General features: G+C 69.0%; 28 protein-coding genes and 3 tRNA genes. 12 read left to right on the top strand and 19 right to left on the bottom strand.

The annotated features are described in order from the left end of the window. Positions 1 to 14: 14 nt before the first annotated feature. Positions 15 to 1,502 (bottom strand): NAD(P)/FAD-dependent oxidoreductase, encoded by a 1,488-nt coding sequence (locus AB3X52_RS06510; RefSeq protein WP_367992474.1) that lies wholly within the window; start codon positions 1,500 to 1,502, stop codon positions 15 to 17. A 319-nt stretch (positions 1,503 to 1,821) separates the two neighbouring features. On the opposite strand from AB3X52_RS06510, the gene AB3X52_RS06505 reads away from it, so the two are divergent. From AB3X52_RS06505 to crcB, 4 genes are all read left to right on the top strand, one after another. Further along, a complete protein-coding gene (locus tag AB3X52_RS06505) occupies positions 1,822 to 2,748 on the top strand; it encodes an ATP-binding protein (RefSeq protein WP_367992472.1) in 927 nt (308 codons plus the stop codon). 138 nt (positions 2,749 to 2,886) lie between these two features. Continuing rightward, positions 2,887 to 3,420, top strand: a complete 534-nt coding sequence (locus AB3X52_RS06500; protein WP_367992470.1) for a fluoride efflux transporter FluC — start codon at positions 2,887 to 2,889, stop codon at positions 3,418 to 3,420. Then, positions 3,420 to 3,797, top strand: coding sequence for a DUF190 domain-containing protein (locus tag AB3X52_RS06495; protein WP_367992468.1), 378 nt, complete (start codon positions 3,420 to 3,422; stop codon positions 3,795 to 3,797). Before AB3X52_RS06500 ends, AB3X52_RS06495 begins: the two co-directional genes overlap by 1 nt. Beyond that, positions 3,794 to 4,162 (top strand): fluoride efflux transporter CrcB, encoded by a 369-nt coding sequence (gene crcB / locus AB3X52_RS06490; RefSeq protein WP_367992466.1) that lies wholly within the window; start codon positions 3,794 to 3,796, stop codon positions 4,160 to 4,162. Before AB3X52_RS06495 ends, crcB begins: the two co-directional genes overlap by 4 nt. An 11-nt stretch (positions 4,163 to 4,173) precedes the next feature. On the opposite strand, the gene AB3X52_RS06485 is transcribed toward crcB, so the two are convergent. From AB3X52_RS06485 to AB3X52_RS06465, 5 genes are all read right to left on the bottom strand, one after another. Then, complete coding sequence (locus tag AB3X52_RS06485) at positions 4,174 to 4,524, bottom strand: metallopeptidase family protein (RefSeq protein ID WP_367992541.1); 351 nt, start codon at positions 4,522 to 4,524, stop codon at positions 4,174 to 4,176. Between the two features lie 35 nt (positions 4,525 to 4,559). Next, on the bottom strand, positions 4,560 to 4,814 hold the full coding sequence (locus AB3X52_RS06480; RefSeq protein WP_367992464.1) for a WhiB family transcriptional regulator: 255 nt from the start codon (positions 4,812 to 4,814) through the stop codon (positions 4,560 to 4,562). 179 nt (positions 4,815 to 4,993) lie between these two features. Further along, a tRNA-Asp gene (locus AB3X52_RS06475) sits at positions 4,994 to 5,067 on the bottom strand. 113 nt (positions 5,068 to 5,180) lie between these two features. Next, positions 5,181 to 5,253: transfer RNA gene (locus AB3X52_RS06470), tRNA-Glu, on the bottom strand. Positions 5,254 to 5,309: 56 nt separating this feature from the next. Next, positions 5,310 to 6,083, bottom strand: coding sequence for a sulfotransferase (locus AB3X52_RS06465; RefSeq protein ID WP_367992462.1), 774 nt, complete (start codon positions 6,081 to 6,083; stop codon positions 5,310 to 5,312). An 84-nt stretch (positions 6,084 to 6,167) separates the two neighbouring features. Here AB3X52_RS06465 and AB3X52_RS06460 point away from each other — a divergent pair. Next, a tRNA-Phe gene (locus AB3X52_RS06460) sits at positions 6,168 to 6,241 on the top strand. A 148-nt stretch (positions 6,242 to 6,389) separates the two neighbouring features. Here AB3X52_RS06460 and AB3X52_RS06455 read toward each other — a convergent pair. From AB3X52_RS06455 to AB3X52_RS06425, 7 genes are all read right to left on the bottom strand, one after another. Beyond that, positions 6,390 to 6,572: a hypothetical protein gene (locus AB3X52_RS06455; RefSeq protein WP_367992460.1), complete on the bottom strand. Its 183-nt coding sequence runs from the start codon at positions 6,570 to 6,572 to the stop codon at positions 6,390 to 6,392. 329 nt (positions 6,573 to 6,901) lie between these two features. Then, entirely contained in the window at positions 6,902 to 8,293 is a 1,392-nt protein-coding gene (locus tag AB3X52_RS06450; RefSeq protein ID WP_367992458.1) for a DUF3500 domain-containing protein, read from the bottom strand. Between the two features lie 126 nt (positions 8,294 to 8,419). Further along, positions 8,420 to 9,250, bottom strand: coding sequence for a siderophore-interacting protein (locus AB3X52_RS06445; protein ID WP_367992456.1), 831 nt, complete (start codon positions 9,248 to 9,250; stop codon positions 8,420 to 8,422). Continuing rightward, a complete protein-coding gene (locus AB3X52_RS06440) occupies positions 9,237 to 10,037 on the bottom strand; it encodes an HpcH/HpaI aldolase family protein (RefSeq protein ID WP_367992454.1) in 801 nt (266 codons plus the stop codon). The genes AB3X52_RS06445 and AB3X52_RS06440 overlap by 14 nt, the downstream gene beginning before the upstream one ends. Continuing rightward, positions 10,022 to 10,810 (bottom strand): FAA hydrolase family protein, encoded by a 789-nt coding sequence (locus AB3X52_RS06435; protein WP_367992453.1) that lies wholly within the window; start codon positions 10,808 to 10,810, stop codon positions 10,022 to 10,024. Before AB3X52_RS06435 ends, AB3X52_RS06440 begins: the two co-directional genes overlap by 16 nt. Then, positions 10,807 to 11,511 (bottom strand): GntR family transcriptional regulator, encoded by a 705-nt coding sequence (locus AB3X52_RS06430; RefSeq protein WP_367992451.1) that lies wholly within the window; start codon positions 11,509 to 11,511, stop codon positions 10,807 to 10,809. The genes AB3X52_RS06435 and AB3X52_RS06430 overlap by 4 nt, the downstream gene beginning before the upstream one ends. Continuing rightward, positions 11,508 to 12,215 carry an RraA family protein gene (locus AB3X52_RS06425; RefSeq protein WP_367992449.1) on the bottom strand — a complete coding sequence of 236 codons (708 nt, stop codon included), beginning with the start codon at positions 12,213 to 12,215 and terminating at the stop codon, positions 11,508 to 11,510. The genes AB3X52_RS06430 and AB3X52_RS06425 overlap by 4 nt, the downstream gene beginning before the upstream one ends. A gap of 127 nt (positions 12,216 to 12,342) precedes the next feature. Here AB3X52_RS06425 and AB3X52_RS06420 point away from each other — a divergent pair, with 127 nt between their 5' ends. Beyond that, positions 12,343 to 13,005 (top strand): GntR family transcriptional regulator, encoded by a 663-nt coding sequence (locus AB3X52_RS06420; protein WP_367992448.1) that lies wholly within the window; start codon positions 12,343 to 12,345, stop codon positions 13,003 to 13,005. Here the strand turns inward: AB3X52_RS06420 and AB3X52_RS06415 are convergent, their stop codons facing one another. From AB3X52_RS06415 to AB3X52_RS06395, 5 genes are all read right to left on the bottom strand, one after another. Continuing rightward, positions 13,006 to 14,364, bottom strand: a complete 1,359-nt coding sequence (locus tag AB3X52_RS06415) for a DUF3500 domain-containing protein (protein WP_367992446.1) — start codon at positions 14,362 to 14,364, stop codon at positions 13,006 to 13,008. It abuts the gene before it with no gap. A gap of 13 nt (positions 14,365 to 14,377) precedes the next feature. Then, positions 14,378 to 15,427, bottom strand: a complete 1,050-nt coding sequence (locus AB3X52_RS06410) for an amidohydrolase family protein (protein WP_367992444.1) — start codon at positions 15,425 to 15,427, stop codon at positions 14,378 to 14,380. Positions 15,428 to 15,451: 24 nt separating this feature from the next. Beyond that, positions 15,452 to 16,963 (bottom strand): sugar ABC transporter ATP-binding protein, encoded by a 1,512-nt coding sequence (locus tag AB3X52_RS06405; protein ID WP_367992442.1) that lies wholly within the window; start codon positions 16,961 to 16,963, stop codon positions 15,452 to 15,454. A 77-nt stretch (positions 16,964 to 17,040) separates the two neighbouring features. Beyond that, positions 17,041 to 18,222, bottom strand: a complete 1,182-nt coding sequence (locus AB3X52_RS06400) for a sugar ABC transporter substrate-binding protein (protein ID WP_367992440.1) — start codon at positions 18,220 to 18,222, stop codon at positions 17,041 to 17,043. 66 nt (positions 18,223 to 18,288) lie between these two features. Beyond that, positions 18,289 to 19,332, bottom strand: a complete 1,044-nt coding sequence (locus tag AB3X52_RS06395) for an ABC transporter permease (protein WP_367992438.1) — start codon at positions 19,330 to 19,332, stop codon at positions 18,289 to 18,291. Between the two features lie 392 nt (positions 19,333 to 19,724). Here AB3X52_RS06395 and AB3X52_RS06390 point away from each other — a divergent pair, with 392 nt between their 5' ends. From AB3X52_RS06390 to AB3X52_RS06365, 6 genes are read left to right on the top strand one after another with little or no spacing between them, the layout of a single operon-like run. After that, complete coding sequence (locus tag AB3X52_RS06390; RefSeq protein WP_367992436.1) at positions 19,725 to 21,017, top strand: FAD-dependent monooxygenase; 1,293 nt, start codon at positions 19,725 to 19,727, stop codon at positions 21,015 to 21,017. Further along, on the top strand, positions 21,017 to 21,508 hold the full coding sequence (locus AB3X52_RS06385) for a YybH family protein (protein WP_367992434.1): 492 nt from the start codon (positions 21,017 to 21,019) through the stop codon (positions 21,506 to 21,508). Before AB3X52_RS06390 ends, AB3X52_RS06385 begins: the two co-directional genes overlap by 1 nt. Beyond that, positions 21,505 to 22,353, top strand: a complete 849-nt coding sequence (locus AB3X52_RS06380) for a fumarylacetoacetate hydrolase family protein (RefSeq protein WP_367992432.1) — start codon at positions 21,505 to 21,507, stop codon at positions 22,351 to 22,353. Before AB3X52_RS06385 ends, AB3X52_RS06380 begins: the two co-directional genes overlap by 4 nt. Positions 22,354 to 22,356: 3 nt before the next feature. Next, positions 22,357 to 22,755, top strand: coding sequence for a RidA family protein (locus AB3X52_RS06375; RefSeq protein ID WP_367992430.1), 399 nt, complete (start codon positions 22,357 to 22,359; stop codon positions 22,753 to 22,755). Continuing rightward, positions 22,752 to 24,221, top strand: coding sequence for an NAD-dependent succinate-semialdehyde dehydrogenase (locus AB3X52_RS06370; RefSeq protein WP_367992428.1), 1,470 nt, complete (start codon positions 22,752 to 22,754; stop codon positions 24,219 to 24,221). Before AB3X52_RS06375 ends, AB3X52_RS06370 begins: the two co-directional genes overlap by 4 nt. Before the next feature lie 10 nt (positions 24,222 to 24,231). After that, positions 24,232 to 25,416 (top strand): DUF3500 domain-containing protein, encoded by a 1,185-nt coding sequence (locus tag AB3X52_RS06365; protein WP_367992426.1) that lies wholly within the window; start codon positions 24,232 to 24,234, stop codon positions 25,414 to 25,416. Between the two features lie 43 nt (positions 25,417 to 25,459). On the opposite strand, the gene AB3X52_RS06360 is transcribed toward AB3X52_RS06365, so the two are convergent. After that, the gene (locus AB3X52_RS06360; protein ID WP_367992424.1) at positions 25,460 to 26,380 is read right to left on the bottom strand and encodes a LysR family transcriptional regulator; all 921 of its coding nucleotides are present in this window, start codon (positions 26,378 to 26,380) and stop codon (positions 25,460 to 25,462) included. Positions 26,381 to 26,430: the final 50 nt, after the last annotated feature.

Raw genomic sequence — 26,430 nt, 5'->3', positions numbered from 1 at the left:
GGCTCGGGACGCGGCTACTGCGCGGCGACGCCGCGCTCGTGCGCGTCGGTGAGGCGCGCCTCCTCGAGCGCCTGCTCCTCGAGCTCGCGTCGGCGCTCCTCCAACAGGGCGTCCATCTCGCCGGGCTCGGAGACGAGGCCGGCCGCACCGCCCTCGATGCGCTCCAGTGCCGAGCGGGCGAAGATCTGCTGCATCGTGGTGGTGCGCTCGGAGCGGTCACGGCCGATGAACGACATCAGCCAGTGCAGCACCGCGGTGAGGCGGTTGCGGAAGCCGGTGATGTAGGCGAGGTGGACGACGAGCCACATCAGCCACGCGATGAAGCCGGCCATCTTGATCTTGCCGACGCTGACGACCGCATTGAAGCGGCTGATCGTCGCCATCGAGCCCTTGTCGAAGTACTTGAAGGCGCCGGGCTCCGGCTTGCCGGCCAGGCGCGCCTTGATCGTCTTCGCGGAGTGCTTCGCGCCCTGGATCGCGACCTGCGCGACACCGGGAAGGTGGTTGAGGTTGATCATGTCGCCGACGACGAAGACCTCGGGGTGGTTCGGCAGCGTGAGGTCGCCGTTGACCGCGATGCGGCCCGCCCGGTCGAGCTCGGCCCCGGTCTGCTCCGACAGCGTCTTGCCGAGCTCGGAGGCCTGGACGCCGGCGGCCCAGATCTTCGTCACCGACTCGATCCGCTTGACCGTGCCGTCCTTGAACTTCATCTCGAGCCCGCGTTCGTCCACGGCCGTCACCATCGCGCCGAGGACGATCTCGACACCGGCCTTCTCGAGCGCGGCCTGCGACTTCTCGCCGAGCTTCTCGCCGAACGGCGGGAGCACCTGCGGTGCGGCGTCGACGAGGACCACGCGCGCCTTCTGGCTCTGGATGTGGCGGAAGTCCTTCTTAAGAGTACGACGGGCGAGCTCGGCGATCTGCCCCGCCATCTCGACACCCGTGGGACCGGCACCGACGACGACGAAGGTGAGCAGGTGGTCGACGTTCTCACCCCGGGCGGCACCGATCTCGGCGAGCTCGAACGCGCCGAAGATGCGGCCGCGGAGCTCCAGCGCGTCGTCGATGCTCTTCATCCCGGGGGCGAACTCGGCGAACTGGTCGTTCCCGAAGTAGGACTGCCCCGCCCCGGCCGCCACGATGAGCGAGTCGTAGGCCGTGACCGTCCTGCGGTTGAGGAGCTCGGAGGTGACGAGCTTGTTCGCCAGATCGATCTCCGTCACCTCGCCGAGCAGCACGGTGGCGTTCTTCTGCTTGGCGAGGATCTCCCGGGTCGGCGGGGCGATCTCGCCCTGCGACAGGATGCCGGTCGCCACCTGGTAGAGCAGCGGCTGGAAGAGGTGGTGCGTGGTCTTCGCGATCACCGTCACCTCGACGTCGGCGTGCTTGAACTCCTTCGCCGCGAAGAGGCCGCCGAATCCCGAGCCGATGATGACGACCCGGTGCTTGCCCGACCTCTGCGCAGGGGCCGCCTGCGAGATCTCCGGCTGGTTGGCTGCCATGCTCACCCTTCCCACGGGGGTTAGATCGTTCCAGTCACCATTCTGGCGCGTGCTCTCCACACTCGGTAACCCAGGGGCCCGTCTGCATCCTCACATCCGCCTCGCGGAATACGCACGCGCGCAGGCACAGACTTCTCACAGGTGTCCCGGATCGCGGCGCAAGGTCTTCACTTTCGGGTAAAGGAGCGCACAATGCCGTTTGTCACCCGCGCGCGGCGGGTGGGAGCACCCACGGCCCCGACCGCGCCGCCGCGCGGTTCCGACCGGGGTCCTGAACCTGATCCTGTCCTCGCTCACCGAACCGTCCGAAGGAGGCCCTGTGCCGCTCAACCGGCCGGCCCTCACACTGGGGCCGGGCTTCAGTGTGTCGGACGTCCGTGGCTGGATCGCGCAGGCATGCCGTGACATCGGCCGCGCCGAGCTCGTCGAGTGCGCCGAGCTCGGCGTCTCCGAGCTGATCGCCAACGCGTTGCTGCACGGCGAGGCCCCGGTGCAGGTTCGTGTGCGTGGCACTCGTGAGCATCCCCGCGTCGAGGTGCGCGACTCCTCAGTCCGGGAGCCGGTGCTCCCCTCCGCCGCCCCGTTCGACTCCGAGGACGACCTGCTCCTCACCTTCGGCCGTGGGCTGCGGATCGTGGCCCGCGTCTCCGACGCCTGGGGCGCCGAGATCGAGCAGGACGGCAAGGTGGTCTGGTTCGCCCCGGCCGCCCAGGTCTCCGAGCACGACGGCGCCGAGGGCATCATCAGCGGCTGGGCCCACATGCCCGAGCAGCGGGTCGAGGTCACCGACCCGGTCGACGTGCAGGTCCTCGGCATCCCTCTGGACCTCTACCTCGGCTTCCAGAACCACTTCCGCGAACTGCGCCGCGAGGTGCGGCTGCTGGCGATCGCCCACGCCGCGGAATACCCGCTCGCGAAGAGCCTGTCCGACCTGTTCACCGCGCTGGAGCGCCAGCTGCGCGACGGGATCGGCCGCCACGAGCTTGAGCAGGCACTCGACCGCGGGGCCACCACCGCCGACCTCCACGTCCGGATGCCGCGGGCCGCCGCCGACACCCTGCAGCGCTTCCTCGACCTCCTCGACGTCACCGACGAGTTCTGCCGCCAGGAGCGGCTCCTGACCCTCGCTCGCGAGGAGGAGCAGGTGGTCTTCCAGCACTGGTTCCTGGGTGAGTACATCCGCCAGTCCGCGGGCGCCGCAGCCACCCCGTGGCCCTACGAGAGCCGCCAGCGCGCGGCTCGCTGACGTCGCCTCGTCGGCCGTCTCCTGGTGCGGAACTAGACTGGGCCGCGATGGCGGTGGGGCTCGCCGACAACCGCGGCCCTGCAGCGGCAGGGCCGCCAACAGTCCCTACCCGACGACGACCCGTTAGGTAGGTGATCCATGCCCTCGGCACCGGAGACGACGACGCGCCGCCCCACCCTGGCCGCGCTCGTCCGCGCCCACGCCGACCTCTTGCCCGCCATCGGCGCGGGCGGCGCGATCGGCGCGCTGGCCCGCTGGGGCCTCGCGTCCGCCGTACCCCCTGCGGGGACGGGCTTCCCGCTCGCGACGTTCCTCACGAACCTGTCGGGGGCGCTGCTGCTGGGGCTGCTGATGGCGTTCGTGCTCGGCCCGTGGTCCCACACCCGCTATGTCCGCCCCTTCTTCGGCGTCGGTGTGCTCGGCGGCTACACGACCTTCTCGACCTACGAGCTCGACAGCCGCGGCCTGTTCGCCGGGGGCGCGTCGCTGACCGCGCTCGGCTACCTGATCGCCACGGTCGTCCTTGGCCTGGTCGCGGTCTGGGCCGGTGCCGTCGCCGGTCGGCTGGTGATCACGAGGCTCGAGCGACGCCACGGGCACGAGATCGCGTTCGAGCCCGCCCCGATCGACCCCGACCTCGACCCCGACGGCCCCGCTCCCCAGGAGGACTGATGCCCGCTCGACTCACGATCCACATCCGGGAGAACGACCAGTGGCACCACCGGCCGCTCTCGACCGAGATCGTCCACCGGGCCCACGCCGCGGGTCTCGCCGGCGCCACCGTGGTCCACGGCGAGGAGGGGTACGGCGTCTCCCAGCGGATCCACACGCAGCGGATCCTGTCGCTCGGTGACGACCTTCCGTGCCTGGTCATCATCGTCGACACCGCCGAGCGGCTGCGCGCGTTCGTCACCGACATCGCCGAGCTGGTCACGCGCCGGCTCGTCACGCTCGAGGAGGTCGAGGTCCTCGAGACCGGCCGGCCGAGCCCGACCGGTGCGGCCGCGGAGGCGGCGGACCCCACCGGGGCCCGGAAGGAGCGCGCGTGACGGCGTTGCTCGTGCTGCTCGGCGGCGCCGTGGGCGCCCCGGTGCGCTACCTCACCGACCAGTGGGTGCAGACCCGGCACGACACCGTGCTCCCGTGGGGAACCTTCACCGTCAACATCGCGGGGTCGTTGATCCTGGGGTTCGTGGCGGGCGCGGCCTCCACCGGCGCCTTCCCTTCCTGGGGACTCACCCTCGCGGGGACCGGCTTCTGCGGTGCCCTCACGACGTTCTCCACGTTCGGCTACGAGACCCTCCGGCTGGTCGAGACCGGCAGCTGGCGTACGGCGTTCCTCAACGTCGTCGGCTCGCTGGCGATCGGCCTCGGCGCCTGCGCGGTCGGCTGGGCGGTCGGCACCGCGCTCTGATCTTCCTCGTGTCAGGCCCAGCCGAGCTCGTGCAGCCGCTCGTCGGAGATGCCGAAGTGGTGGGCGATCTCGTGGACCACGGTGATCCGCACCTCGTCGACGAGCTCCTCCTCCGATTCGCACATCGCCAGCAGCGGCCGGCGGTAGACGAAGACGCGGTCCGGCAGTCCCCCGCCCCACATGTCGTTGCGCTCGGTGATTGCCACGCCGTCGTACAGCCCCAGCGTGTCCTGCGGGACGTCGGGCGGCGGCCAGTCCTCGACGAGGACGACGAGGTTGTGGACCTGTGCCGCGAGCTCCTCGGGGATCGCGTCGAGCGCCTCGTCGACGAGCGCGTCGAAGCGGGCGGGGTCCATCTCCATCACGCCGTCATTGTGCCCGTACGACGCACCGGCGCTCAGGCGACGACCGACTGCTTCCGCGGACGGCCGCGGCCGCGCTTGTGGGCGACGACCACGCCGTCGACGACGATCTCGCCGCCCCAGACTCCCCACGGCTCGCGGCGGACGAGCGCACCCTCGAGGCATCCTGACCGCACCGGGCACGTGCGACACAGCTCCTTCGCACGCTCCACAGCGGCCGGCGCCTCCGCGAACCACAGCTCCGGCTCCGTCCGGCACGCGATCTCGTCCCGCCGTCCTGCGTCGTACACCGACTCACCCCTACCCGACTGAGCCGCGGGCGCGGCCCGGCACCTCAGACTTCCCGCCTGAGGTAGCCGAGCGGATCGGGAGAACTCCCTATCCGGGGACTGACGGCGCGCCGCCGTGGCACCACGAGAAGCAGGAAGGCTCCAGGCTGATGCCTGGAGCCTTCCTGCTGTGTGTCGAGCGACCCCGACGGGACTTGAACCCGCGGCCTCCGCCGTGACAGGGCGGCGCGCTAACCAACTGCGCTACGGGGCCTTTGGCGCTCTCCGCAACCAACGTCTCGTTTGCGGGAGCGGTGAAACCATAACCGATCATGCCTCGCGGTTCCCAATCGGGAGCCACTCGCCACCTCGACGACGGTTCCGCCGTACCCCCTACCGGATTCGAACCGGCGCTACCGCCGTGAAAGGGCGGGGTCCTGGGCCGCTAGACGAAGGGGGCCACGGCCGCTCAGCATAGGGCTCCTCGACGGGCCCGGCCAAAGCACCGGTGCCCGCTCAGCACGGCGTCGCCGGGTCCCGCCACTCCGGCAGCTCGTCGGCCAGCAGTTCCCGCAACGCGTCGACGTCGTCACGCGTCCGGTCCCAGAAGGCACGGCGCAGGGAGAGCGGTACGTCGTCGGCGACCGCGCGCCCGCCGACGTGGCGCCGCTCCGCGAGCCCCGCATCCCAGTGGCCCGGATCGGCCCCGACGTGGGCGTAGAGAGCCGCGAGCTCGCACCGCCGCTGACGGTCGAGCCGCTCCTGGACCACGACGTGCAGCTGCTCGCGAGGGAAGCTCCGCAGGAACGGGGCGATGCGCTCGGCGTACCTGCCCCGGGCGACGTACTGGCTGCTCTCGTCGAGCAGCGCCTCCGCGAGCGGTCGCGCCTCCGTGCCGTCACGGACGTGGTGGCGCCACTGCGCCAGGGCCCGCGCAACCGGGTCACGGACGAGATAGACCAGGCGTACGCCGGGCACCAGCGCGGCCATCCGCGCGGCCGCCTCCGGCGCCGACGGCGAGGTGTAGCCCGGCGACGACTCGCCCCGGATCGGCGCCGAGGCCTCGAAGAGCGACGCGTACCAGCTCGCCCCGCGATGCCACTGACCCTGTCGCCACCACCGGTCCGGATCGGAGCCCGGCGCCTCATCCGGCCCGAAGAAGTAGTTGACCTCCTTGAGCGGCGTCATGGCGATCTGAGGGTGGGCGTCGAGGTAGGCATGGATCGCGCTCGTGCCGCACTTCATCGCACCCACGGCGATCACCGTGGGGAGCGCACCCATCTCGCCCATCACCGTCCACGCTAACGGCCGGATCCCGAAGAGCCGGCCGATTCGTGGACGCTCGGATCCTTCGGGTAGGGTGAGGCCTCGCTTGGGCAGGTAGCTCAGTTGGTACGAGCGTCCGCCTGAAAAGTGGAAGGTCGGCGGTTCGACCCCGCCCCTGCCCACAAGCACCGCAGGTCGCTGACCTGCACGAACGCCCCCGAGGCTCAGCCTCGGGGGCGTTCGTCATTCTCGGCCGGTAGCAATTCCGGTAGCAGTTCGCAACGACCCAGAACGTTCGCGGTGGTTTGTTCACCCGGTGCCCCGTGCCTTTTAGCCCCACCAGCCTGCGAGGTGACCAGCGCCGACGGCAATCAGTGCTGCTCCGATCGCAAGCAACGACCAAGCGGCACTGGTCTGCATCGTTCGGCGGAGATGAACGGCTTGGACCGCACTCCCGAGGAACACCAATATGGCGCCCATCGCGATCCATCCGTGGCTGATCGTCTCGGTCACGCCGGGGAGTCTCGCATCGACCGAACCAGGCGTCTGCCCGTCGGTTTGACCACCGAGCCTGCGGGTAGGCGGCGCTTCACTACGATTTCGGCTTGGCCGCCATCCCCTGAGTAGTTGTCGGCGACGGGATTGGACGACTCACGAAATGAGGATCAAGGAACTGACCGGGCGAGGCGCTCGCTGACTCGTCGAACTCACCTTCCGCGACGCGACGGAGCACATCGGGTAGGAACCCACGAGGACGCCGTCGCGCCCATGAACCTGGTGCGACGCGGTGATGCCTCCAGGTTGCCTCGTGCCGTCGCGAGCTCAGACGACCGGCGCTCGGGTCAGTGGTCCATCGCGAGGTGTAGCGCGAGAAGGTCCTTCCCGTAGTCGTTGCCGTTAGGGGTGCGGATGATGGTGTGGATATGCCGCTGACTCATCCCGGCCTTCCAGCCGGCCGCCTCCCCAACCGGCCCGAGGTCCTGGCAATCAAGCTCGATCAGGACCACAGGACTGTGGACGCGGAAATAGATCGGCGCGTTCTCCTTGGTCGTGCCGTGCCAGGAGAAGTGGGTCTCATCCTTGTGCTTCTTGATCTGGGCCATCGTGACCCTGGCGTGGCCGTCGTCGACGTTCCCGACGTACAACTCGACCAACTGCCAGAGCTTGGCAAGCTGCGTCGCATCGAGGTCGGTGGCCTTGATGCCTTCATAGGCGATGACCACGTTGTCCGAGTACGCGCCGGCCGTCAGGTCGCTCGGGGTTCCCTGCACGATGGCGACCGACTGCTGGTCGGCACTCAACGAGCGAATCAGGGCGTAGCCCGCGGCGAGCTCGTCCTGGAAGACCTTGGTGCCCTCATACGCGCTGTCGATGTTGTCGTTGGCGACGGTGGGTTCGGAGCCCATGAAGGTCGGAGTCATGACCACCTGGTCGCCCAAGACGAAGTAGTTGATCACCAGGTGGTGCCCCTCGAACTGCCAGCCCCACGGATCCGTGGTCGACGGCGTTCCCATGATCGTCATCCAATACAGCTCGTCGTTGAACCTATCGGTCGTCTTGGTGAGCTGGCCGCCGTAGAGATTGAGGTGCCGGACCTTGTCGGCGTTCTCGAGTCCGCGGGCGCTCATGCCGGCCTTGAGGATCGCCAGCGCCTTGGTGCGCTGTGCCTTCGTCATGTCCTGCAGGCTCATGCCCTCACTGCGGTCACCATCGACATTGGTCCACAAGCGCCACTCGTCCTTGGTGTAGTCCGCAGCCTTGACCGGGAACGTCACGGCCTTGCGTTGCGCCGCCGTCAAGGAGGCCAGCCACGCCTTGGCGGCAGCGACGACGCTGTCGGTGCTCACTCCGGTCTTGTGGATGCTGAACAGGTCTTTGATCACCGTGCCGTCGGTGGTGACACCCACGAACTTGTCAGTGATCCCGGGGCCGCCGTCGGCGCCGCCACCACCGCCGGGTCCACCGCCGCCGGGACCTCCCTCGCTCCCTGGGCCACCCTCAGGGCGACCAGGACCGGCTGCGGCCGCGCCCGACGAGGACGCCGTCGAGCTCGACGATGAGTCAGACGCACATGCGGCGAGCATCGTCGAGAACGCTGCGGCTCCCGCCGCAGCGAATGCCTGAGTCATCAACCTGCGACGCCCTACGAAGGCTGGCGACCCCGGCTCGTGACGACGATGTCCCGTGGCGTGTGAGTACTGATGCTCGAGCGGGTCGACCTGCGGGTCGGTCACGGGCTACTCCTCTGGGTCCTCTTGACGCACCTTGTGCTCTTGGTGCGGCCCCACCGTAGGAACCCGCGCTGTGTCGCGACTGTGGACCGGCCAAGCCGACACAACGGAACCGCCGCGCTCGTCCGGTCAGTCCTCGCCGAAGTCGTGGTCGGGGTGGTTGGCCTCGCCGACTCGCCAGTAGCCGCGAGTGGTCACGTGGTCCCGTGGCAACGATCGGACATCGAGAGCGTGGCTGCGGATCCGCCGTACGGCTGACGCCTCACACCCCGCCCAGAGGTACGCCGCCGGGCTCACGTCGTCGTCCTGCAGCGCCCGGACGAGCAGGTCGCCCGGCTGGGTGCCCGCCGGAGCATCTGCGCGACAGTGCCAGAGGAGCTCGATGCCGGGGTGCTCGGGCAGGGTCACGAGGTCGGCCGGCGAGTCGACCGGCGAGTCGACCTCGAGGTGGAATCGTGCGGTCGCCGTCTCCGGGAGCGCCTCGATGAGCGTCGCGATCGCCGGGAGGGCGCTCTCATCCCCGGCGATCCACCACGGGGAGGCGTCCGGGTCGAGCGTGAAGCGACCGCCTGGCCCGCCGATCGCGACCAGGTCACCGGGCGCGGCCCGCTCAGCCCAGGCCGAGGCAGGTCCCTCACCGTGCAGCACGAACCACACCTCGAGGGTGTTCGCATCGGCGTCATATCGCCGCGGCGTATAGGTCCGCATGGTCGGCCGGCCGTCGGGCCACTCGAGTCCGTCCGGACCGGCGACCGGAGCGTGCAGCCGTCCATCGGCGTCGGGCAGGAAGAGCTTGATGTGCGCCGTCGGCACCGGCTGCGGGAAGCCGCGGAGGGCCTCGCCGCCGAAGAGGATCGAGACCAGCCGGGGCGTGAGCCGCTCCTTGTCGACCACCTCGACCCGGCGGGGCGGCGGTCGATGGCCACGGCGACCGCCGCGTCCTGGGTCAGTAGCTGTCACGGACGTGTCCTTCTGTGTGGATGAATCGGGCGGCGAGTTCCTCGGACCCGCGTGCGAGCATCGCCACGTCGGCTCCGACGAGGATGAAGGACGCCCCGGCCTCGAGGTAGGACTCCGCGACGACCGGATCGAAGGCGTTGACGCCGACCGGCTTGCCGGCCGCGGTCACGCCGGCGAAGACCCGGCGTACGGCGGCGACGACGTCGGGGTGGCTCTGCTGGCCGATGAGCCCCATGGAGGCAGCGAGGTCCGAGGGTCCGGCGAAGACACCGTCCACGCCGTCGACGGCCGCGATCGCGGCCGCGTTCTCGACCCCGGTCGCCGACTCGATCTGGACGAACAACGAGACGTACCGCTCGGCGTCGGTGAGGTAGTCGTCAACACGGTTCCAGCGGGCGGAGCGTGCCAGGGCCGACCCGACGCCACGGATGCCGCGAGGCGGATAGCGCACTGCTCGGACCGCTGCCTCGGCCTGCTCAGCGGTATCGACCATGGGCATCAGGATGTTCTGCGCGCCGAGATCCAGCACCTGCTTGACCATCACCGGGAGGTAGCCGGGGACGCGGACGAGCGGAATGGCAGGGTACGGCGCCACCGCCTGGAGGTGGGCGAGGACGGATTCCAGGCCGTTCGGAGCATGCTCCATGTCGATGAGCAGCCAGTCGAGGCCGCTGCCGGCGCAGACCTCAGCGATCAGCGGGCTCCCACTGCAGACCCACATCCCGACCAGCGGCCGGTCGGAGGCGGCGAGAGCGTCGCGCAGTGTCGGGTTCATTCGAAGCGGCATGAGATCGTCCCCATCGGTCCGTAGTCGCACAGCACGCTGTCGCCGCGCGAGATCCAGGTCGGCCTGGTGAACGAGCCGGCCAGGATGAGCTCGCCGGCCTCGAGCCGGGTTCCGTGCTGGTGAAGCTTGTTGGCCAGCCAGGCCACGCCGGTGGCCGGGTGGTTCAGGACACCGGCGGCCACACCGGTCTCCTCGATGTTCTCGTTGCGGTAGAGCAGCGCAGAGATCCAGCGCAGGTCGATGACGTCCGGCGGGGTCGGGTTGCCGCCGACGACCAGTCCGCCGTACGCCGCGTTGTCCGCGATCGTGTCGACGATTGTGCGGCCCTCGAGCTCGAAGTGCGAGTTGAGCACCTCCAGCGCCGGGACGACGTACTCGGTGGCGCGGAGCACGTCGAAGATCGTGCACGCCGGCCCTTCGAGCGGGGCATTGAGCAGGAAGGCCAGTTCGACCTCGATGCGCACGTTGGAGAAGTCGTCGAACGGGAGGACAGCTCCGTTCTCCCAGACGGTGTCGTCGAACATCACGCCGTAGTCGGGCTCGGTGATCCCGGTTGCCGACTGCATCGCCTTGGAGGTCAGGCCGATCTTGCGGCCTACGAGGCGGTAACCGGCTGCCAGTCGCTGGTCTCGCCACACGCCTTGGACGGCATAGGAGTCCTCGACGGTGGCATCGGGATAGCGGGCGGTGAGCCGTGGGATCACCGCCCGATCTCGATGCGCCCCGGCGAGCTCCGCGGCGAGGTCGGCAATGGTGTCGGGGGGAAGCATCATGCTCCTTCAGTGGCGGGGACCGCCTCGGGGTGACGGTTGGTCAAGAAGGCCTCCAGGGATCCGTGCCGGTGTGACCGCACGGCTTGTTCGATCTCCTCCGGCGGCGCGCCCTGCTCGATGAGGTCGATGAGGGTGTCGTGCTCGCACACGGACGCGGGCGCGCGCTCGGGCACGAAGCTGAAGATGGAGTCACGGAAGTGACCGAGCCGGGCCCACTCCGCCTCCACCACCTCGAGGAGCCGCGGATTGGGGCACTTGGCGTACAGGGTGTGGTGGAACTCCTGGTTGAGCCCGCTGAACAGGCGGGAGTCCAGGTGCGCGAGGCCGCTGCGCATGACCTCGTTCAGGTCGCGCGCCCGGGCCACGTCCGCCGGCGTCAGGTGGGCGGCCGAGAGCGCCGTCGCCGCGCTCTCCACGACGCTGATCACCTGCATGGCATGGCGGTACGACGAGTCGTCGACCATCGCCACCCGGGCGCCGACGTGGCGCTCGAAGGTGACCAGGCCCTCCGCCGTGAGCTCCCGGATCGCCTCACGCACCGGGACGACGCTCATCGCGAGATCAGCGGCGAGGGAGCTCAACACCAGCCGGTAGCCAGGCGTGAACGCGCCCGTCGTGATCCGATCGCGAATCCAGTCATAGGCACGCCGCGACTTGCTGACGTCGGTGCCGCCGGCGCTTGCAGCACTGGCCGAGCTCACCGCTGCGCCCGCTCGGCGTCGTACCGCTCCCGCCAGGCGGCGTTCATCGGGAAGAGCCCATCCACCGGGTGCCCCGCGCGCACCTGGTCCGCGACCCACGCGTCCTCGTCCTCCTGGGCGAGCGTGGCGTCCACGACCTCCTCGGCCAGCGTTGGCGGGATCACGATCACGCCGTCGGTGTCTCCGACGATGATGTCTCCGGGCACGACGGTGGTGCCACCGCAGGCGATCGCCAGGTCGGTGTCCCACGGGACGTGCTTGCGACCGAGCACCGCGGGGTGCGCGCCGACCGCGTAGACGGGAATGCCGATCGCCGTCACCGCCTCGACGTCGCGCACCCCACCATCGGTGACGATCGCCGCAGCACCACGGGCGTGCGCCCGCAGAGCGAGGATGTCGCCGAGCGTGCCGGATCCGGTCTCGCCGCGGGCCTCGATGACGAGCACCTCGCCCTCGGCGACCGAGTCGAAGGCTTGCTTCTGCGCGTTGTAACCGCCGCCGTGGCTGCGGAAGAGGTCCTCCCGACCCGGGAGGAACCGCAGCGTCTTGGCGGTGCCGACGACCTTCCTCTCCGGCAGGAGCGGCCGAACGCCATCGATCGTGACGTTGTCCAGGCCGCGCTTGCGCAACTGGGCCGACAGACCGGCCACCGGCGCGTCGAGAAGCTTCGCGCGCAGCTCAGCAGTGAGCGCCACTACGGTCATGTCCGTTCTCCTCAAAGGTCGTATACGAAATCGCATGCGTCATTAGGTGCCAACTTGCAGTTGGCATTGCCGTAGGATGCAGCCGCAGCCGGTCAGGCGCCGGTCATCGTGGGGAAGGGTGGTCGTGATGGCCAGCAAGGCCGAGCAGGCGTTCGAGATCCTGAAAGAGCGGATCATGAACGGCACCTACGGTCCGGGCCATCGGTTGGTCATCGACCAGCTCGTACGCGAGCACGGCATCAGCTCGGTGCCGTGGCGTGAGTCCCTGCGTCGCCTCGAAGCCGAGGGTTGGGTGGAGATCGTCCCCAACGTCGGCGCCCTGGTGAAGACCTTCGACACCGACGCGTGGCAGCGCGGCCTGTGCCTGGTGGCACGACTCGGCGGCTACGCCACCGCCCTCTCGGCTCCCCGCCTCACACCGGAGGACCTCGAGCGGGCCCACACCCTCAACCGCCAGATGAGTGAGGCGCTGGCCAACTTCGACCCGGCCAGCTTCGGACGCCTCAACCGCGAGTTCCACGAGTTGCTCGCCTCTCGTGCCGAGGACCGGCGTCTGCTCGACATGGTCAAGAACGAATGGGCTCGGCTGGAGCTGATCCGCAAGTCGGCCTTCTGGTACGCCCCCGGCCGCGCCCAGGCCGCCCTCGCCGAGCACGACGGGATCCTCGAGCTCATCGAGGCCGGTGCCTCCGCCGAGGCCATCGAGGCCGCCGCGAAGCAGCACGAGCTCAACACCGTCGAGGCGGTCACCGCGTACGACGCCGAGCTCCACAGCCAGTCCCACTCCTGATCACTCCCCCGCCTTGCACCGGCGACCGTCGCGCCACTGGGCGATGAGCGCCTTGCCGTAGTCGTTGCCATGGGGGTGACGCAGCGTCGTGTGGACGTGGAAGCGCGCGGGCAGCGTGTTGCTCAGCCATACGCCGGCGTGGTCGTCGAACTCGGTGATGAGGACCGGGCTGTGGACACGGAAGTAGAACGGCTGGGAGCCGTCGGTTGCGCCGTACCACGACAGCCAGGTGTCGTCGATGTGCTCGTCGTACTCGGCCAGAGCGAGGGCATGCTGCGGTTCGGCCAGCAGGAGGAGAGCATCCGCGACGATCCGCCGCAGGAGACCGCGCTGGCGCTCGTCCAGCTCGCTGACCCGCATCCCCTCGTAGGGGATCACCCGGTTGTCGCGGAACGCGCCGGCGACATGGCGCTCGTCGGCCGGGTGGACGCGCCCCTCCGGCATCGAAGGGTCCAGCACGGAGGCATAGACGACCGCCTTCGACCGCTGCTCGGCTGACAGCGATCCGGCCAGCTCCAGCGCGAGGCGCTCGCGTGCCTCGAAGAGCGGCGTCCGTGCCACGTCGGCGTCGTCGGTGAGCGCCGGCTCCGCTCCGAGGAAGACCGGCGCGATGACGTGCCGGCCTCCCACGGAGACGAAGTTGACCGCGACGTGGTGGCCGAACAGCTGCCACCCCCAGGGCTCGACCGGGTCCGGGTCGCCGTAGAGCGCGAACCAGTACGACCGGTCGTTCATCACCGTGGGCAGGTCCACCAGCTCGCCGAGGTAGCCGTTGAGCGCCATCGCCTCGGTGACCCGGGCGTAGCCCTCAGGGCTGAGCGAGGCCGCCATGAGCCCGTGCACTGCCGCAACGGTGGCCTCGGAGGCCACCTCGAGGCGCAGCCCGACCCGATACACCACGAACTCCGGGTTGGACCACGCCCGCCAGTGCGGGTCGTCGATCGCGTGGCATACCGCGTCCCGCTCGCCGGAGGTGAGCGTGTCCAGCACGCCTCGCGCGGCGCGTACGGCGGCCTCGCCGGCAACCGAAGCGCTCGTCGGCTCGTCCGGCAGCCGGTAGAGGCCGTCGATCCGGACGCCGTCGGTGGTGATGCCGACGTACGGCTCGCGGTAGAGCTCGTCCCAGTAACTCAGCAGCTCGCGCAGGAAGGGCGCCTGGTAGCGGTCCTGGGCGAACTCCTCATAGGTCATCCCGCGTACGCCGGCCAGCTTGGGGTCCTCGAGCGGAAGGAGGAAGCTGCGGTAGCTGTCTTCGGTCAGCTCGACGGCCTCGTCCCGTCCGGCGACGCGCGCGGTGGTGAAGAACCCGTCGATGTCCTGCTCGCGCTCGTCGGGCTGGCGGTCAGCGCTGGTGGCCATGGTGCCGTCGCTCTCAGATGGGCAGGTTGAAGAGGCGCTTGGCGTTGCCGGCGAAGACCAGCTCGCGCTCCTCGTCGGTGATGTCGAGGTCGTTGTTGATGAACTCGACGCCCTGGCTCATCCAGCTGCGGAAGACCGGGAAGGAGGAGCCGAACATGAAGTGGTCGGCGCCGTTGATCTTGAGCGCTGCCTCGACCTGGTGCTTGCCCCACGAGTGCGGGTGCGTCATGTCGAAGAAGATGTTGTTCTCGAGGTAGCTCTTGATCTTCTCGCCGCCGGTCGGGTCGAGCCGGGTCAGCGACTCCTTCTTGTTCGAGGCGTGCGGGGTGAGCAGCTCGGTGTTCGCGAACCAGTTGCCGCCGAACATGGTGTGGATGAAGCGCAGGTTCGGGAACTCGTCGAACATGCCGCTGAACAGCTCGCGGCCGACCGCGGTGGCCTGGTCGACGATCCGGCCGTACTCGCGGCGCAGGTTGGTGTAGTCGATGACCGAGCGCCACTCGACCGGGAGCGGGGTGTGGTGCACGATCACCGGCACGTCGAGCTCGTTGAGCACCTTGAGGTACGGCTTGAACGCCTCGTCGTCGAGGTAGAGCTGCCCGTAGTGGCACGCCAGCTGCACGCCGACCGCGCCGAGCTCCTCGACGCAGCGCTTGACCTCGGCGATGTTCTCCTTGCCGCCCCACGGCGGCACGCAGGCGGTGGAGAAGAGCCGGCCGTTGGAGCGCTTCACGATGTCGGCAGCGTTGTCGTTGACCGCCTTGCACGTCTCCAGGTCGAGCCACTCCTGCCAGACCGGGACGCGCATGATGCCGTAGTCGACGCCGGCGTCGTCCATCGCGGCCAGCTTCGCCTCCGCGGAGTAGTCGCCGTCGACGTAGTTGAGGTTCTGGTAGCCCGCGGGCTTCTCCAAGATGAGTTGCTTCTTGCCGTCGTCGGCAGTGCCGACGCGGGCGATCTCGCCGAACCCGCGAGGGGCGGTGTTCAGGAAGCCGTTGAGGATCTTCTCGTTCGTGAACAGGTCCTCGGGCAGGTGGTGGATGTTGATGTCAACGACAGTCATGCTTCTTCCTTCGCTTCGGGTGGGTCACACGGCGCGCTGGCGCAACCGGTTGCGTGAGCCGTTGGTGTAGATCGAGCCGACGATGCGTTCAGGGGTGATGTCGCCGGTCAGCTCCTCGCGTACTGCTCCGCCGCTGAAGACCAGCACCCGGTCGCAGAGCAGCGCGAGCTCGTTCTCGTCCGAGCCTGCGACGATGACCGCTCGGCCCTCGCGCGCGGCCTCCCTGACGGCCGTCACGATGATGTGCCGGGCGCCGACGTCGACCGCCTGGGTCGGCTCGTGCAGCACCAGCAGGGTCGGATCGGTCGCAAGCCACTTGGCCAACAGCACCTTCTGCTGGTTGCCGCCGCTCATGTTCTTGAGCAGCGTCTGCGGGACGGGCGGCCGGACGTCGAGGCGGCCGATCCAATCCTCCGCGAGCGAGCGCTCGGAGGACGCCTTCACCGGCGCGACCAGTCCGCTGGTGATGCATGTCTGCGGGAAGGCGAGGTTCTCGGTGATGGTCATCTCCATCGCCAGGCCGGCGGCCTCGCGGCCCTCGGGTACGAGCGCCATCCCGGCCGCGATGGCCTTGGCCGGGGTCAGCCGGCGCACCTTCGTCGTACCGCTCGGGAGCGTGACGGTGCCCGCCTCGGCCGGGGTGACGCCGGAGAGCAGGTACGGCACGTCGTCGTACCCGGAGCCGCCCAGCCCGGTGAGGCCCAGCACCTCGCCCGGCCGCACACTGAACCCGATGTCGCGCACGCGCAGGCCGGTGAGACCCTCGACCACGACAGGCGGCGCATCGATCGTCTCGGCAGCGGTGCGGTGCTCGAGGTCGTCGGCCTGGCGGCCGAGCATGAGCGAGGCGAGCGCGGTCTTGTTCATCCCCTCCACCGGGCGTCCGGCTACGACGACCTGGCCGTCACGCATCACGGTGACCCGGTCGGCGGCGTCGATGACCTCTTCGAGCCGGTGGGTGATGAGGAGGACCGACGTGCCCTTGGCGACGATGCCGTCAAGCAGGCCGAAGAAGCGCTCCAACGCCTCCCGACCGAGCGCCCGGGTCGACTCATCCAGGATGATCAGCCCGCCGTCGGCCGGCAGGTCCTGCAACGCTCTCGCGATCGCCACGACGGCGCGCTCGTCCTCCCGCAGATCGGCCACCCGGGCGTCAAGCGGGATCTGACGTCCCATCCGCTCGAAGACCGCCTCCGTGGCGGCCCGCTCGCGCTTCCAGTCGATCCGTCGCAGGAAGCGCGACCCGGCCAGACGCCCGAGCCGGGTGTTCTCCAGCACCGTGGCGTCCTTGACCAGGCCGAGGCTCTGATGCACGACCGCGACGCCGCGGGCGCGAGCCTCGGCGGGTCGGAGAGGCAACTGGACCGCCTCTCCGTCGACGGCGACCCCGCTCCCCGTGTCGGGCGTGTACACCCCCGTGAGGATCTTGGCGAGCGTGGACTTGCCACATCCGTTCTGTCCGATGAGCGCATGGATCTCACCGGGAGCGACGTCCAGCGTGACGCCGCGAAGAACTCGTGCCGTTCCGAACGTCATCGAGACCGAGTCGACCGCTAGGCGAGGGGCAGCGGGCTCGGGAGCCTTCTCCCGCACCTCGGGGCGAATGGACTCGCTCACGCGACGCCCCACAGCTTCTTGAAGTCGTCGGTGAAGCTCGTCGGGCCGAACCACTCACCCGAGGCGAGTGCAGCCTCGGTCAACGTCAGCCCGGCAACGGAGTCCTTGGTGAACAGGCGCACCGGGATCTTGTAGTCAGGAGCGGTCGAACCGAGCATCATCCGCAGCACCGCGTCGACGTCCGCCCACGCCTGGTAGCTACCGTCCTGACCCGCGGCTGCCTGGATCTGGCCGCTCTGCAGTGCCTTGAGGCTGCTCAGCTCCGCCGCGCCCGTGATCACCTTGAGCCCGGTCTTGGAGGCGGACTGGATGCCGGCCTGCGTGGGCTGGAGGAACTGCTCGAACTGGCTCTGGACATAGGTGATGTTCGGGTCCTTGAGCAGGGCTGCGCTGGTCGAGGACGGCACCAGCGAGAAGTTGGCCGATGAGACGCCGTTGATGGTGACCTTGCAGCCGGGGCAGTCACTGGCGAAGACCTTCTTGCCGGCGGCTACGAAGGCCGGCTGCGACGGCCCGTCGGTGTTCTGGTTGATCAGGAGGTCGGCCTTGCCCTCGGAGTCCAGGATGGTCCACTTGGCCAGCGCTACCTGCTGGTCGGAGCCCGCGTTCTCCCCCACGTAGGCGAGCGTCTTGGAGGCCGGGTGACTGTTGTCGATGATCTGGCTGTTGATCACGACCGGGATGTTGGCCTTCTGGGCGGCGCCCAACGAGCTAGCGGCCAGGCCGTAAGGGATGGCGTCGGTGACGATCGCGGCGGCCTTGGCGGAGGTCGCCTGGGCAACACAGGCGTTGATGTCGGTCGGCGTGCCCTTGCCGTCGCAGACCTGGACCTTGAGACCGGCGGCCTCAGCGGCGGCGGTGAGCTCCTTCTGGGTCGCAGCGAACTGCGGGGCCTGCAACGTGATCGGGATGTAGTAGATGGTCTTGCCCGCCAGGGAGGAGACGTTCTTGATCGGCTCGCTCGGCATCGAGTAGGAGTCCAGCGGCTTGTCCAGCGCGGCCACCTCGCTGGCCAGCGCCGAGGTGTCGGTACTGGAATCCGAGGTGCCCGGCGCGTCGTCACCCTTGGCCCCGGCGTTGCTTCCGCAGGCGGCCAGCGAGGCCGCGAAGACGGTGGCAGTTCCGATGGCGGCCCAGTGGCGCGCGCGCCCGATGCGGCGAAGACGGGAGGTGGTCATAGCGGGAGTCCTTCTGTGGTGTCGGAATGGCCGATGTGGTGCCGTGGCGTCGGATGGCGTGCCACGTCACCGAGAGCGCTGGTGGAGCACGGTCGAGATGGTCACCGCGACCACCAAGACCCCGCCGTAGAAGACGTTGGAGACCCAGCTCGTGGCGCCCAGCAGTTGAAGCCCGAGCACGCCGGTCGCGAGGAAGAAGACAGCGATCAACGTGCCCAGAGGGTTGAAGCGACCCGGCTGCAGGACCGCGGTGCCGAGGAAGGTGGCAGCGAAGATCGGCAGCAGGTAGGCCTGCGAGGAGTTGGGGTCGAACCCTCCGGTCTGGGCGACGGCCAGGACGCCGCCGAGGCCGGCGATGAACCCGCCGATGGTGAAGGCACCCATTCGGATCCTGGTGACCTGGACACCGGCAAGCCGGCTGACTTCCCGGTTCTCCCCGACGAAGCGCATGTTGCGACCCAACGGGGTGACATGGAGCAGGTAGGCGAACCCGATCATCAGCAGCAGGCCATAGAAGAACCCGATCGGCAGGCCGAGGATCGGCTGTGTCGCGATCTTCTCGAACGAGGCCGGCAAGCCGCTGACCGGCATGAGATTGGCGAGCCAGAGCGCGATGCCGAGCAGCAGCGTGCCCATGCCCAGCGTCACCACGATCGTGTTCACGTTGACCCTCACGACGAGCCATCCGTTGATCGCTCCGACGGCGGTGGCGGCCACCAGTCCGATGAGCGCCGCCAGCCACACGTTCCAGCCGTGATTGACGTTGAGAACGGTGACGAGGGTGGCGGAGAGGCCGAAGTTGGAGGCGATCGACATGTCGACGAACTCGCCGACGAGGATCGTGCACAGCAGGGCCGCGGTGAGGAACACCAGCGTCGTCTGGCTGGAACCCCCCAGGATCGTCTTGAACGTACCCGTGGTCATGAAGGTGTCGGGCCTCAGCAGGCAGAAGACCACGACGAGCAGCGCCCAGACGCCGATCACGGCGAACCGGGCGGCGAACCAGCCGTAGCTGGAGCTCCGGACGGCGCCCGGAGCGACCGGTTCGGTCGGCTCGGCCGGCTGCACAGCCGGGCGGGCCTCGGTGGAGGTGGACGAAGTTTCGGACATGCGAACTGGGTGCTCCCGTCTTGCCTGGTACATCGTTGCTCTGTACGTCGTGCTCTGTGTGTCGCCCAGGCTGCGTCCGGACTGGTCCGGGCTCATCGCGAGGGCGAGGCACCTATGTGAAGACCCACATCGGTGTGTGACAGCGGTCACTCGCAGATCGTGTACGAAACGATATACGTAATTTGTTGTGGCGCAAGTCCCAAGTTGGAGCCTGTCAAATCATGGTTGAGATCGTACACGATTTCCCATAGGGTCCCTGCACAGCAGTCCTCCGCCCCCGGAGGTCTTCGCCTTACCACGCGCGCAGCGCTGCCCGGGCCTCGGCCGAGACCCTCCGACTCCTCGGCGAGCTTGCCGGGGAACGGCCCCTCCCCTGACACGAAGGACTCCTCATGACAGATCTCGACATCGCGATCATCGGCGCCGGCCCCGCAGGCCTGCTCACCGCACTCCGACTGCACCAGCAGGGCATCCGGCCGACCGTCTACGAGATCGTCCCCGAGCTCAAGCCGCTCGGCGTCGGCGTCGACATCAAGACCGTCGGCACGGCCGAGATCGACGACCTCGGCCTGCTCGAGGAGTTCCGGGCGATCTCCGTCGACGCCGAGGACTCGATCTTCTTCAACCACTTCGGCCAGGAGATCTACGCCGAGAAGTGCGGCGTCCACATGGGCTACGTGCACGAGCAGCGCTTCGTCCACCGCGGCATCCTCCAGATGCTCTTCTACAGGGTCGCGCTGGAGCGCCTCGGTGCCGATGCGTTCCACCTCGGTGTCGGCGTGACGGACTACTCGCAGGACGACGACGGCGTCACGCTCCGACTCCGGCACGCCGATGGGCGGACCGAGGAGGCCCGCCACGGCGCGGTCATCGCCGCGGACGGGATCAAGTCGGCCATCCGGGCGCAGATGTTCCCGCACATGGCCAAGCCGCACTTCTCCGGCATCACGATGTGGCGCGGCACCACGCTGATGGACGAGCCGCCCCGCGGCGGCCACACCATCCTGCACGTCGGTGACCCGAACATCTCCTCGCTGATCGTCTACCCGATCGCCGAGAACTTCGAGGGCACCGGCAAGACGCTGGTCAACTGGGTGGCCGAGACCAACGGCGAGGAGACCATCGAGGACTGGAACCAGATCGGCGACATCAGCGAGGTCATCCCGCTCTTCGACACCGTCAAGATCCCGTACTTCGACGTCCAGCAGATGATGCGCGACGCCCGCGAGGTCTATCTCTTCCCCCTCATCCGGCACGAGCCGCTCGACAACTGGGTCGACGGCCGCGTCGTGCTGCTCGGCGACGCCGCCCACGCGATGTATCCACGCGGCGGGAACGGCATCACCCAGGCGATGCTCGACGCGCGCGTCGTCGTGGACCAGCTGGTCGAGCATCCCGACGACCCGCACACCGCGTTCGTCGCCTACGACGCCGCCCGTCGCGAGGGCGTCAACCGGATCCTGATGAACATGCGCGGTGAGGGGTACGAGGTCATCCGCCGGATGGTCGCCGAGCGCACCGGCGGCAAGCCGTTCGACGACATCGAGGACGTGCTTCCGCTCGCGGAGGCCGATGAGATCTTCAGCAAGTACCACGCGCTGGTCGGCTCGCCGCGGCCCGGCCGTGAGGCCGGCGAGGCGACCGGCTTCCGCACCGAGTACGCGCAGACGAAGGCCACCTTCTGATGGCCGGCACGGAGAGACTCCACGTCGAGCCTGTGACGTACGCCGACGAGGCCACCCGCGCCGCGATCCTCGAGGTGGAGGAGCGCCGCCAACAGGCCCTGCTCGACGTCGACCTCGACACCCTGGCCGACCTCTACGACGACTCGCTGGTCCACACGCACGCACCCGGCCTGACGCACACCAAGGCGCAGCTGCTCGAGCACGTGGCGACCCGGGCGCCGTACAAGGGTTCGACGCGTGGCGAGCTCACCATCCGGGTGATCGGCGACGTCGCGATCATGACCGGCCGTCTCGTCAATCGGCTCGGAAGCCCGGACGGCTCCGAGCGGACCGTCGCTGGGCAGGTGATCCAGGTCCTGCGTCGCTGCGAGGACGGGAGGTGGCGCTTCGTGAGCTTCCAGATGACTCCGGACGGCGAGCACGTCTGGTCACCGACGGCCGAGGAGAAGGCCGGCCTCGACAAGATCGCGCAGGAAGAAGGGCAACGATGAAGATCGCACGTTTCCACGTCGCTGACGGGCCGACGCGGCTCGGGCGCGTCGACGGCGACAAGATCACCGACATCTCCGCGGAGGTCGGTACGTCGCTGCGCGGCATCCTGCCGGTACTCCCCGCACTCAAGCAGCAGATCCTCTCGGCTTCCGGGGAGACCTTGCCGCTCGCCGAGGTCGCTCTCGAGGCGCCGATCGACAACCCGCAGAAGTACCTGGGCATCGGCATGAACTACAAGGAGCATGCCGAGGAGGCCCGCCAGGCCGGCATCCCGATCCCGACCAGTCAGATGTGGTTCAACAAGCAGGTCAGCTGCATCGTCGGCCCCTACGACGGCATCGTGAAGCCGAACATCTCCGACGCGCTCGACTACGAGATCGAACTCGGCGTGGTGATCGGCCAGCGGTGCAAGAACGTCTCGGTCGAGAACGCGCGCTCGGTCATCGCGGGCTACCTGGTCACCAATGACGTGTCCGTGCGTGACTGGCTCCAGAAGCGCTCCCCCACCTTCACCCTGGGCAAGTCCTTCGACACCCACGGACCCATCGGCCCCTGGCTGACCACCGACGACGAGATCGAGGACCCTCTCGACCTCCAGATGCGACTCACGGTCAACGGCGAGGTGCGCCAGGAGTGGCCGACCAACGACATGATCTACGACATCTACGAGCAGATCGCCTACCTCACCCAGGTCTTCACGCTCATGCCTGGCGACATCCTCGCCACCGGTACGCCGTCGGGCATCGGCGCGCCGACCGGCAACTTCCTCAAGGTTGGCGACGTCGTCCGAGCCGAGATCGCCGGCCTCGGGGCGATCGAGAACACCGTGATCGCCGAGGGCTGAGGGATGGCGAGGCGCACCAGCATCCAGATCCCGGGATTCGCTCACGTCAACCCGATCCCGGCAGCGAGCCGGGTCGGGCCCTTCCTGGCCACCGGGGCCCTCACCGGCCGCGACCCGGACACGGGCGAGATGGGCACGGGGATCGACGCTCAGATGGCCCACGTCTTCGGCCATGTCCGCGCCGTCATGGAGGCGGCCGGCGGGTCGGTCCAGGACATCCTCAAGATGACCTTCCACCTCGCCGATCCCGACGACCGCGAAGCACTCAACCGGGAGTGGCTGGCGATGTTCCCCGACCCGTCATCGCGTCCCGCTCGGCAGGCGATCGCGGCCGATCTCGGTCGCGGTTCCCTGGTCCACTGCGACCTGCTTGCTGTGGTTCCCACGAAGGATGACCGATGACGATCTCCGAATCCGAGCTGCTGGCCGGCGTACCCGACGGCCTGCTGATCGGCGGCTCCTGGCAGCCCGCCTCCGACGGCGCCACCCTCGACGTGCTCGATCCCGCCACCGGCGAGACCGCCAAGACCGTGGCCAGCGCGTCGGTCCAGGACGGACTCGCCGCCCTTGACGCCGCCTGCGACGCCTTCCCGGGCTGGGCCGCGACCCCGGCGCGCCAGCGAGCGGAGATCCTCCGCCGGGCCTTCGACCTCCTGCAGCAACGCGCGGAGCAGTTCGCGCTCCTGATGACGATCGAGATGGGCAAACCGCTGGCCGAGGCGCGCGCGGAGGTGAGCTACGGCGGCGAGTTCCTGCGCTGGTTCAGCGAGAGCGCCGCCCACGTCCAGGGCCGGTACGGCGCCAATCCGGAGGGGACCGGCCGGATGATCGTCACCCACCATCCGGTGGGTCCGTGCTACCTCATCACCCCCTGGAACTTCCCGCTCGCCATGGCCACCCGCAAGATCGCGCCGGCGCTCGCCGCGGGGTGCACCGTGGTGATCAAGCCGGCCGAGTTGACGCCTCTCACCACGTCGTACTTCGCGCAGTTGCTCACGGACGCCGGCCTGCCTGCGGGCGTGGTCAACGTCGTGACGACGGCGTCCCCCGGGCCCATGTCGGAGTCGATCATCGCCGACCCGCGGCTGCGCAAACTCTCGTTCACCGGCTCCACTCCGGTCGGGCGGCGCCTGCTCGCCCAGGCGGCCGACGGCGTCCTACGCACCTCCATGGAGCTCGGCGGAAACGCGCCGTTCCTCGTCTTCGAGGACGCCGATCTGGACAAGGCCGTCGAGGGTGCCATGACCGCCAAGTTCCGCAACATCGGCCAGGCGTGTACGGCGGCCAACCGGTTCCTGGTGCACGCCTCCGTCGTCGGCGAGTTCACCGACCGGCTGACCGCCCGGGTCACGAACCTCGTCATGGGGCGCGGCACCGAGCCCGGCGTCACGATCGGCCCGCTCATCGACGACAAGGCCGTCGCCAAGACCAGCCATCTCGTCCAGGATGCCCTCGACCGCGGCGCCACCGTGCGTGCCGGTGGCACTGCGGTCGATGGGCCGGGCAGCTTCTTCCGTGCCACCGTCCTCGCTGACGTAGGCGCCGGGAGCGCCCTGCTGCGCGAGGAGATCTTCGGCCCGGTGGTGGCCATCGTGCCCTTCGCCGACGAGGACGAGGCAGTCGCGCTCGCCAACGACACCGAGTACGGCCTGGTGTCCTACGTCTTCACCGAGTCGCTGGCCCGCAGCCAGCGGATGGTCGAGCGGCTGCACACCGGAATGATGGGGGTCAACGTGGGCGCGGTGTCGAACGCCGCGGCGCCGTTCGGAGGCTGGAAGCAGTCCGGCCTGGGCCGTGAGGGCGGCGATGAGGGCATCCACGAGTACCTCCAGACGAAGTACACGCTCACCCCCGACCCCTTTGTCTGAGAGGACTCCCGTGACCACGCTTCCGCCGATGACCTATGAGGCTCCGCTGACCATCAAGCGGATGCTCTTCTCGACGTGGGCACTGCTCGACTCGCTGCGCCCCGACCTGAAGGCCCAGGCCTTCATCCCCGACATGGCCGACCCACGACGCGTCGACTGGGACTTCATCCCGAAGCCTGACCGGGCCGGCATCCCGATGCACGCCCTCGACCGCCACCAGAAGGTCCTCGCCCATGCCTTGCTCAAGTCCGGGCTGAGCATGCGCGGCTACAGCCAGGCCTTGTCGGTGATGGCGACCGAGGCGATGCTCCGCGAGCTCGAGGTCATCGAGCGCGGGTTCGGGGTCCTCGCCGGCGACTTCCGCGACCCCGAGGCCTACTGGTTCAGCTTCTACGGCCGGCCCGGGTTCGAGGACACCTGGGGCTGGCGGGTGATCGGCCACCACCTGTCGATCAACTACACGATCGTGGGGCAGCGCTACCTGACCGTCACGCCGCTCGCCATGGGTGCCCAGCCCGTTCCGGCCGGCGTACTCAACCCCCTCGGGGAGAACGAGGCACGGGCCCTGGACCTCCTCCACTCCCTCTCGCCGGACGCCCAGGCGCAGGCCGTCATCCACCATGTCGCCCCGGCAGACTTCGCGACCCGGCAGGTCCCCTACGTCGGCGCCGAGGAATGGCCTGACAACGTCGACCTCGGCATCGTCGGCTACACCACGACCGACGAGGACCGGGAGCGGCTGCGCTTCGTCAAGGCCGACCCGACGGGCATCAGCGGGGCCGATCTCACCGGTGAGCAGCTCCGGGCCGTCCGCGACCTGCTCCTCTACTACGTCGAGACCGGCCCGGACGAGATCGCTGCGCAGTACCGCGAACAGGTCATCGCCGAGGACCCTGCGAAGCTCCGCTTCGCCTGGGCCGGCGGCCTGGAGGCGAACACCGCGCACTACTACCGGATCTCCACCTCGGGCCTGCTCGTCGAGGCCGACAACGCCGTCGCCGCGGGCCAGCACGTCCACACCGTCTGGCGCGACCTCAACAACGACCTCGGCCACGACCTCCTGCTCGACCACTACCGCCACCACGGGCCCAACGGTGAGCATCTCCAGCGGAGGCTGGTCTCCAACCGCCCGACCGCGGATGCCCCGCTCGCCACCGAGTCCTGGTACGTGCCGCAGGTCTACGTGAAGCACTGAGCAGCGATGCCCCCGTCGTACGACGGGGGCATCGTCGTCATCCTCACGGGCCGCCGGCACCCTCGCCGAGGACTGGTGGCAGGAGTGGCATCGGATGCTCCTGGAGCCACTCGGCGACGAAGTCGAGAAGCGCGCCCACCTTGGGTGGAGCCGCCTCGCCGGGGCCGAAGACCGCCGAGAGCGACCGCCGGTGGACCTGCGCGCCGTCGAACAGTGTCTCCAGCCGACCGTCGATGACGTCCTGGTAGGCCGACGCCACCGGAAGCAGCGCGATCCCGCGTCCGTGCACGACCGCCCGCTGCAGCGCGAGATAGGAGTTGGTCGAGAACGAGCTCCGCGCGATCTTGTGTGTCCTCCGCCGACCGTGGACGTCGAGCTGCCAGGAGGATTCGTGCTCGTGCGTGAGGCAGTCGTGCGCGGCCAGGTCGGCGACGGCGACGGGGCGGCCCCGTGCGTCGAGATATGCCGGCGAGGCGCAGAGGACGAAGGGCAGGGTGGCGATCTTCCGCAGCCGCATCTGGGAGTCGCGGAGCGGGCGGGTCTGGAAGGACACGTCGAAGCCGTTCTCGAGGAAGGCATAGGAGCGTTCTTGGAGGCCGCCGAGCTCGAGCCGCACCTCGACGTCAGGATGGCGGACCGCGAAGGCGGCGACCGCGTCCCCCAGGGCGAGGCTCCCCAGCCACTTCGGGCAGATGATCGACAGCGGACCGGCGACGCTCTTGCTCAGCCCTGTCAGACGCCCGTCCTCCTGCTCGATCTCCTCGAGGATCCGTCGGGCGAAGGCACTGTAGCGGGCGCCGTACTCGGTCAACGTGACCGCCCGAGCCGTCCTGTTCACGAGTCGCGCACCGAGTTGCCTCTCGAGGTCGGCCACGTGGCGAGACACGGACGACGGAGAGGTGCGGAGCTGGGCCGCTGCGGTCGCGAAGCTCTCCGTGTCGGCGACGGCGACGAGGCTTCGCATCACCAGCAACCGATCCATCACCGCAACCCCGCCAGCCGTCGTACGCCTCG

Source organism: Nocardioides eburneus, assembly GCF_040838215.1.
GTDB lineage: Bacteria > Actinomycetota > Actinomycetes > Propionibacteriales > Nocardioidaceae > Nocardioides > Nocardioides eburneus.
This window is presented reverse-complemented; position numbering and strand designations above follow the sequence as displayed.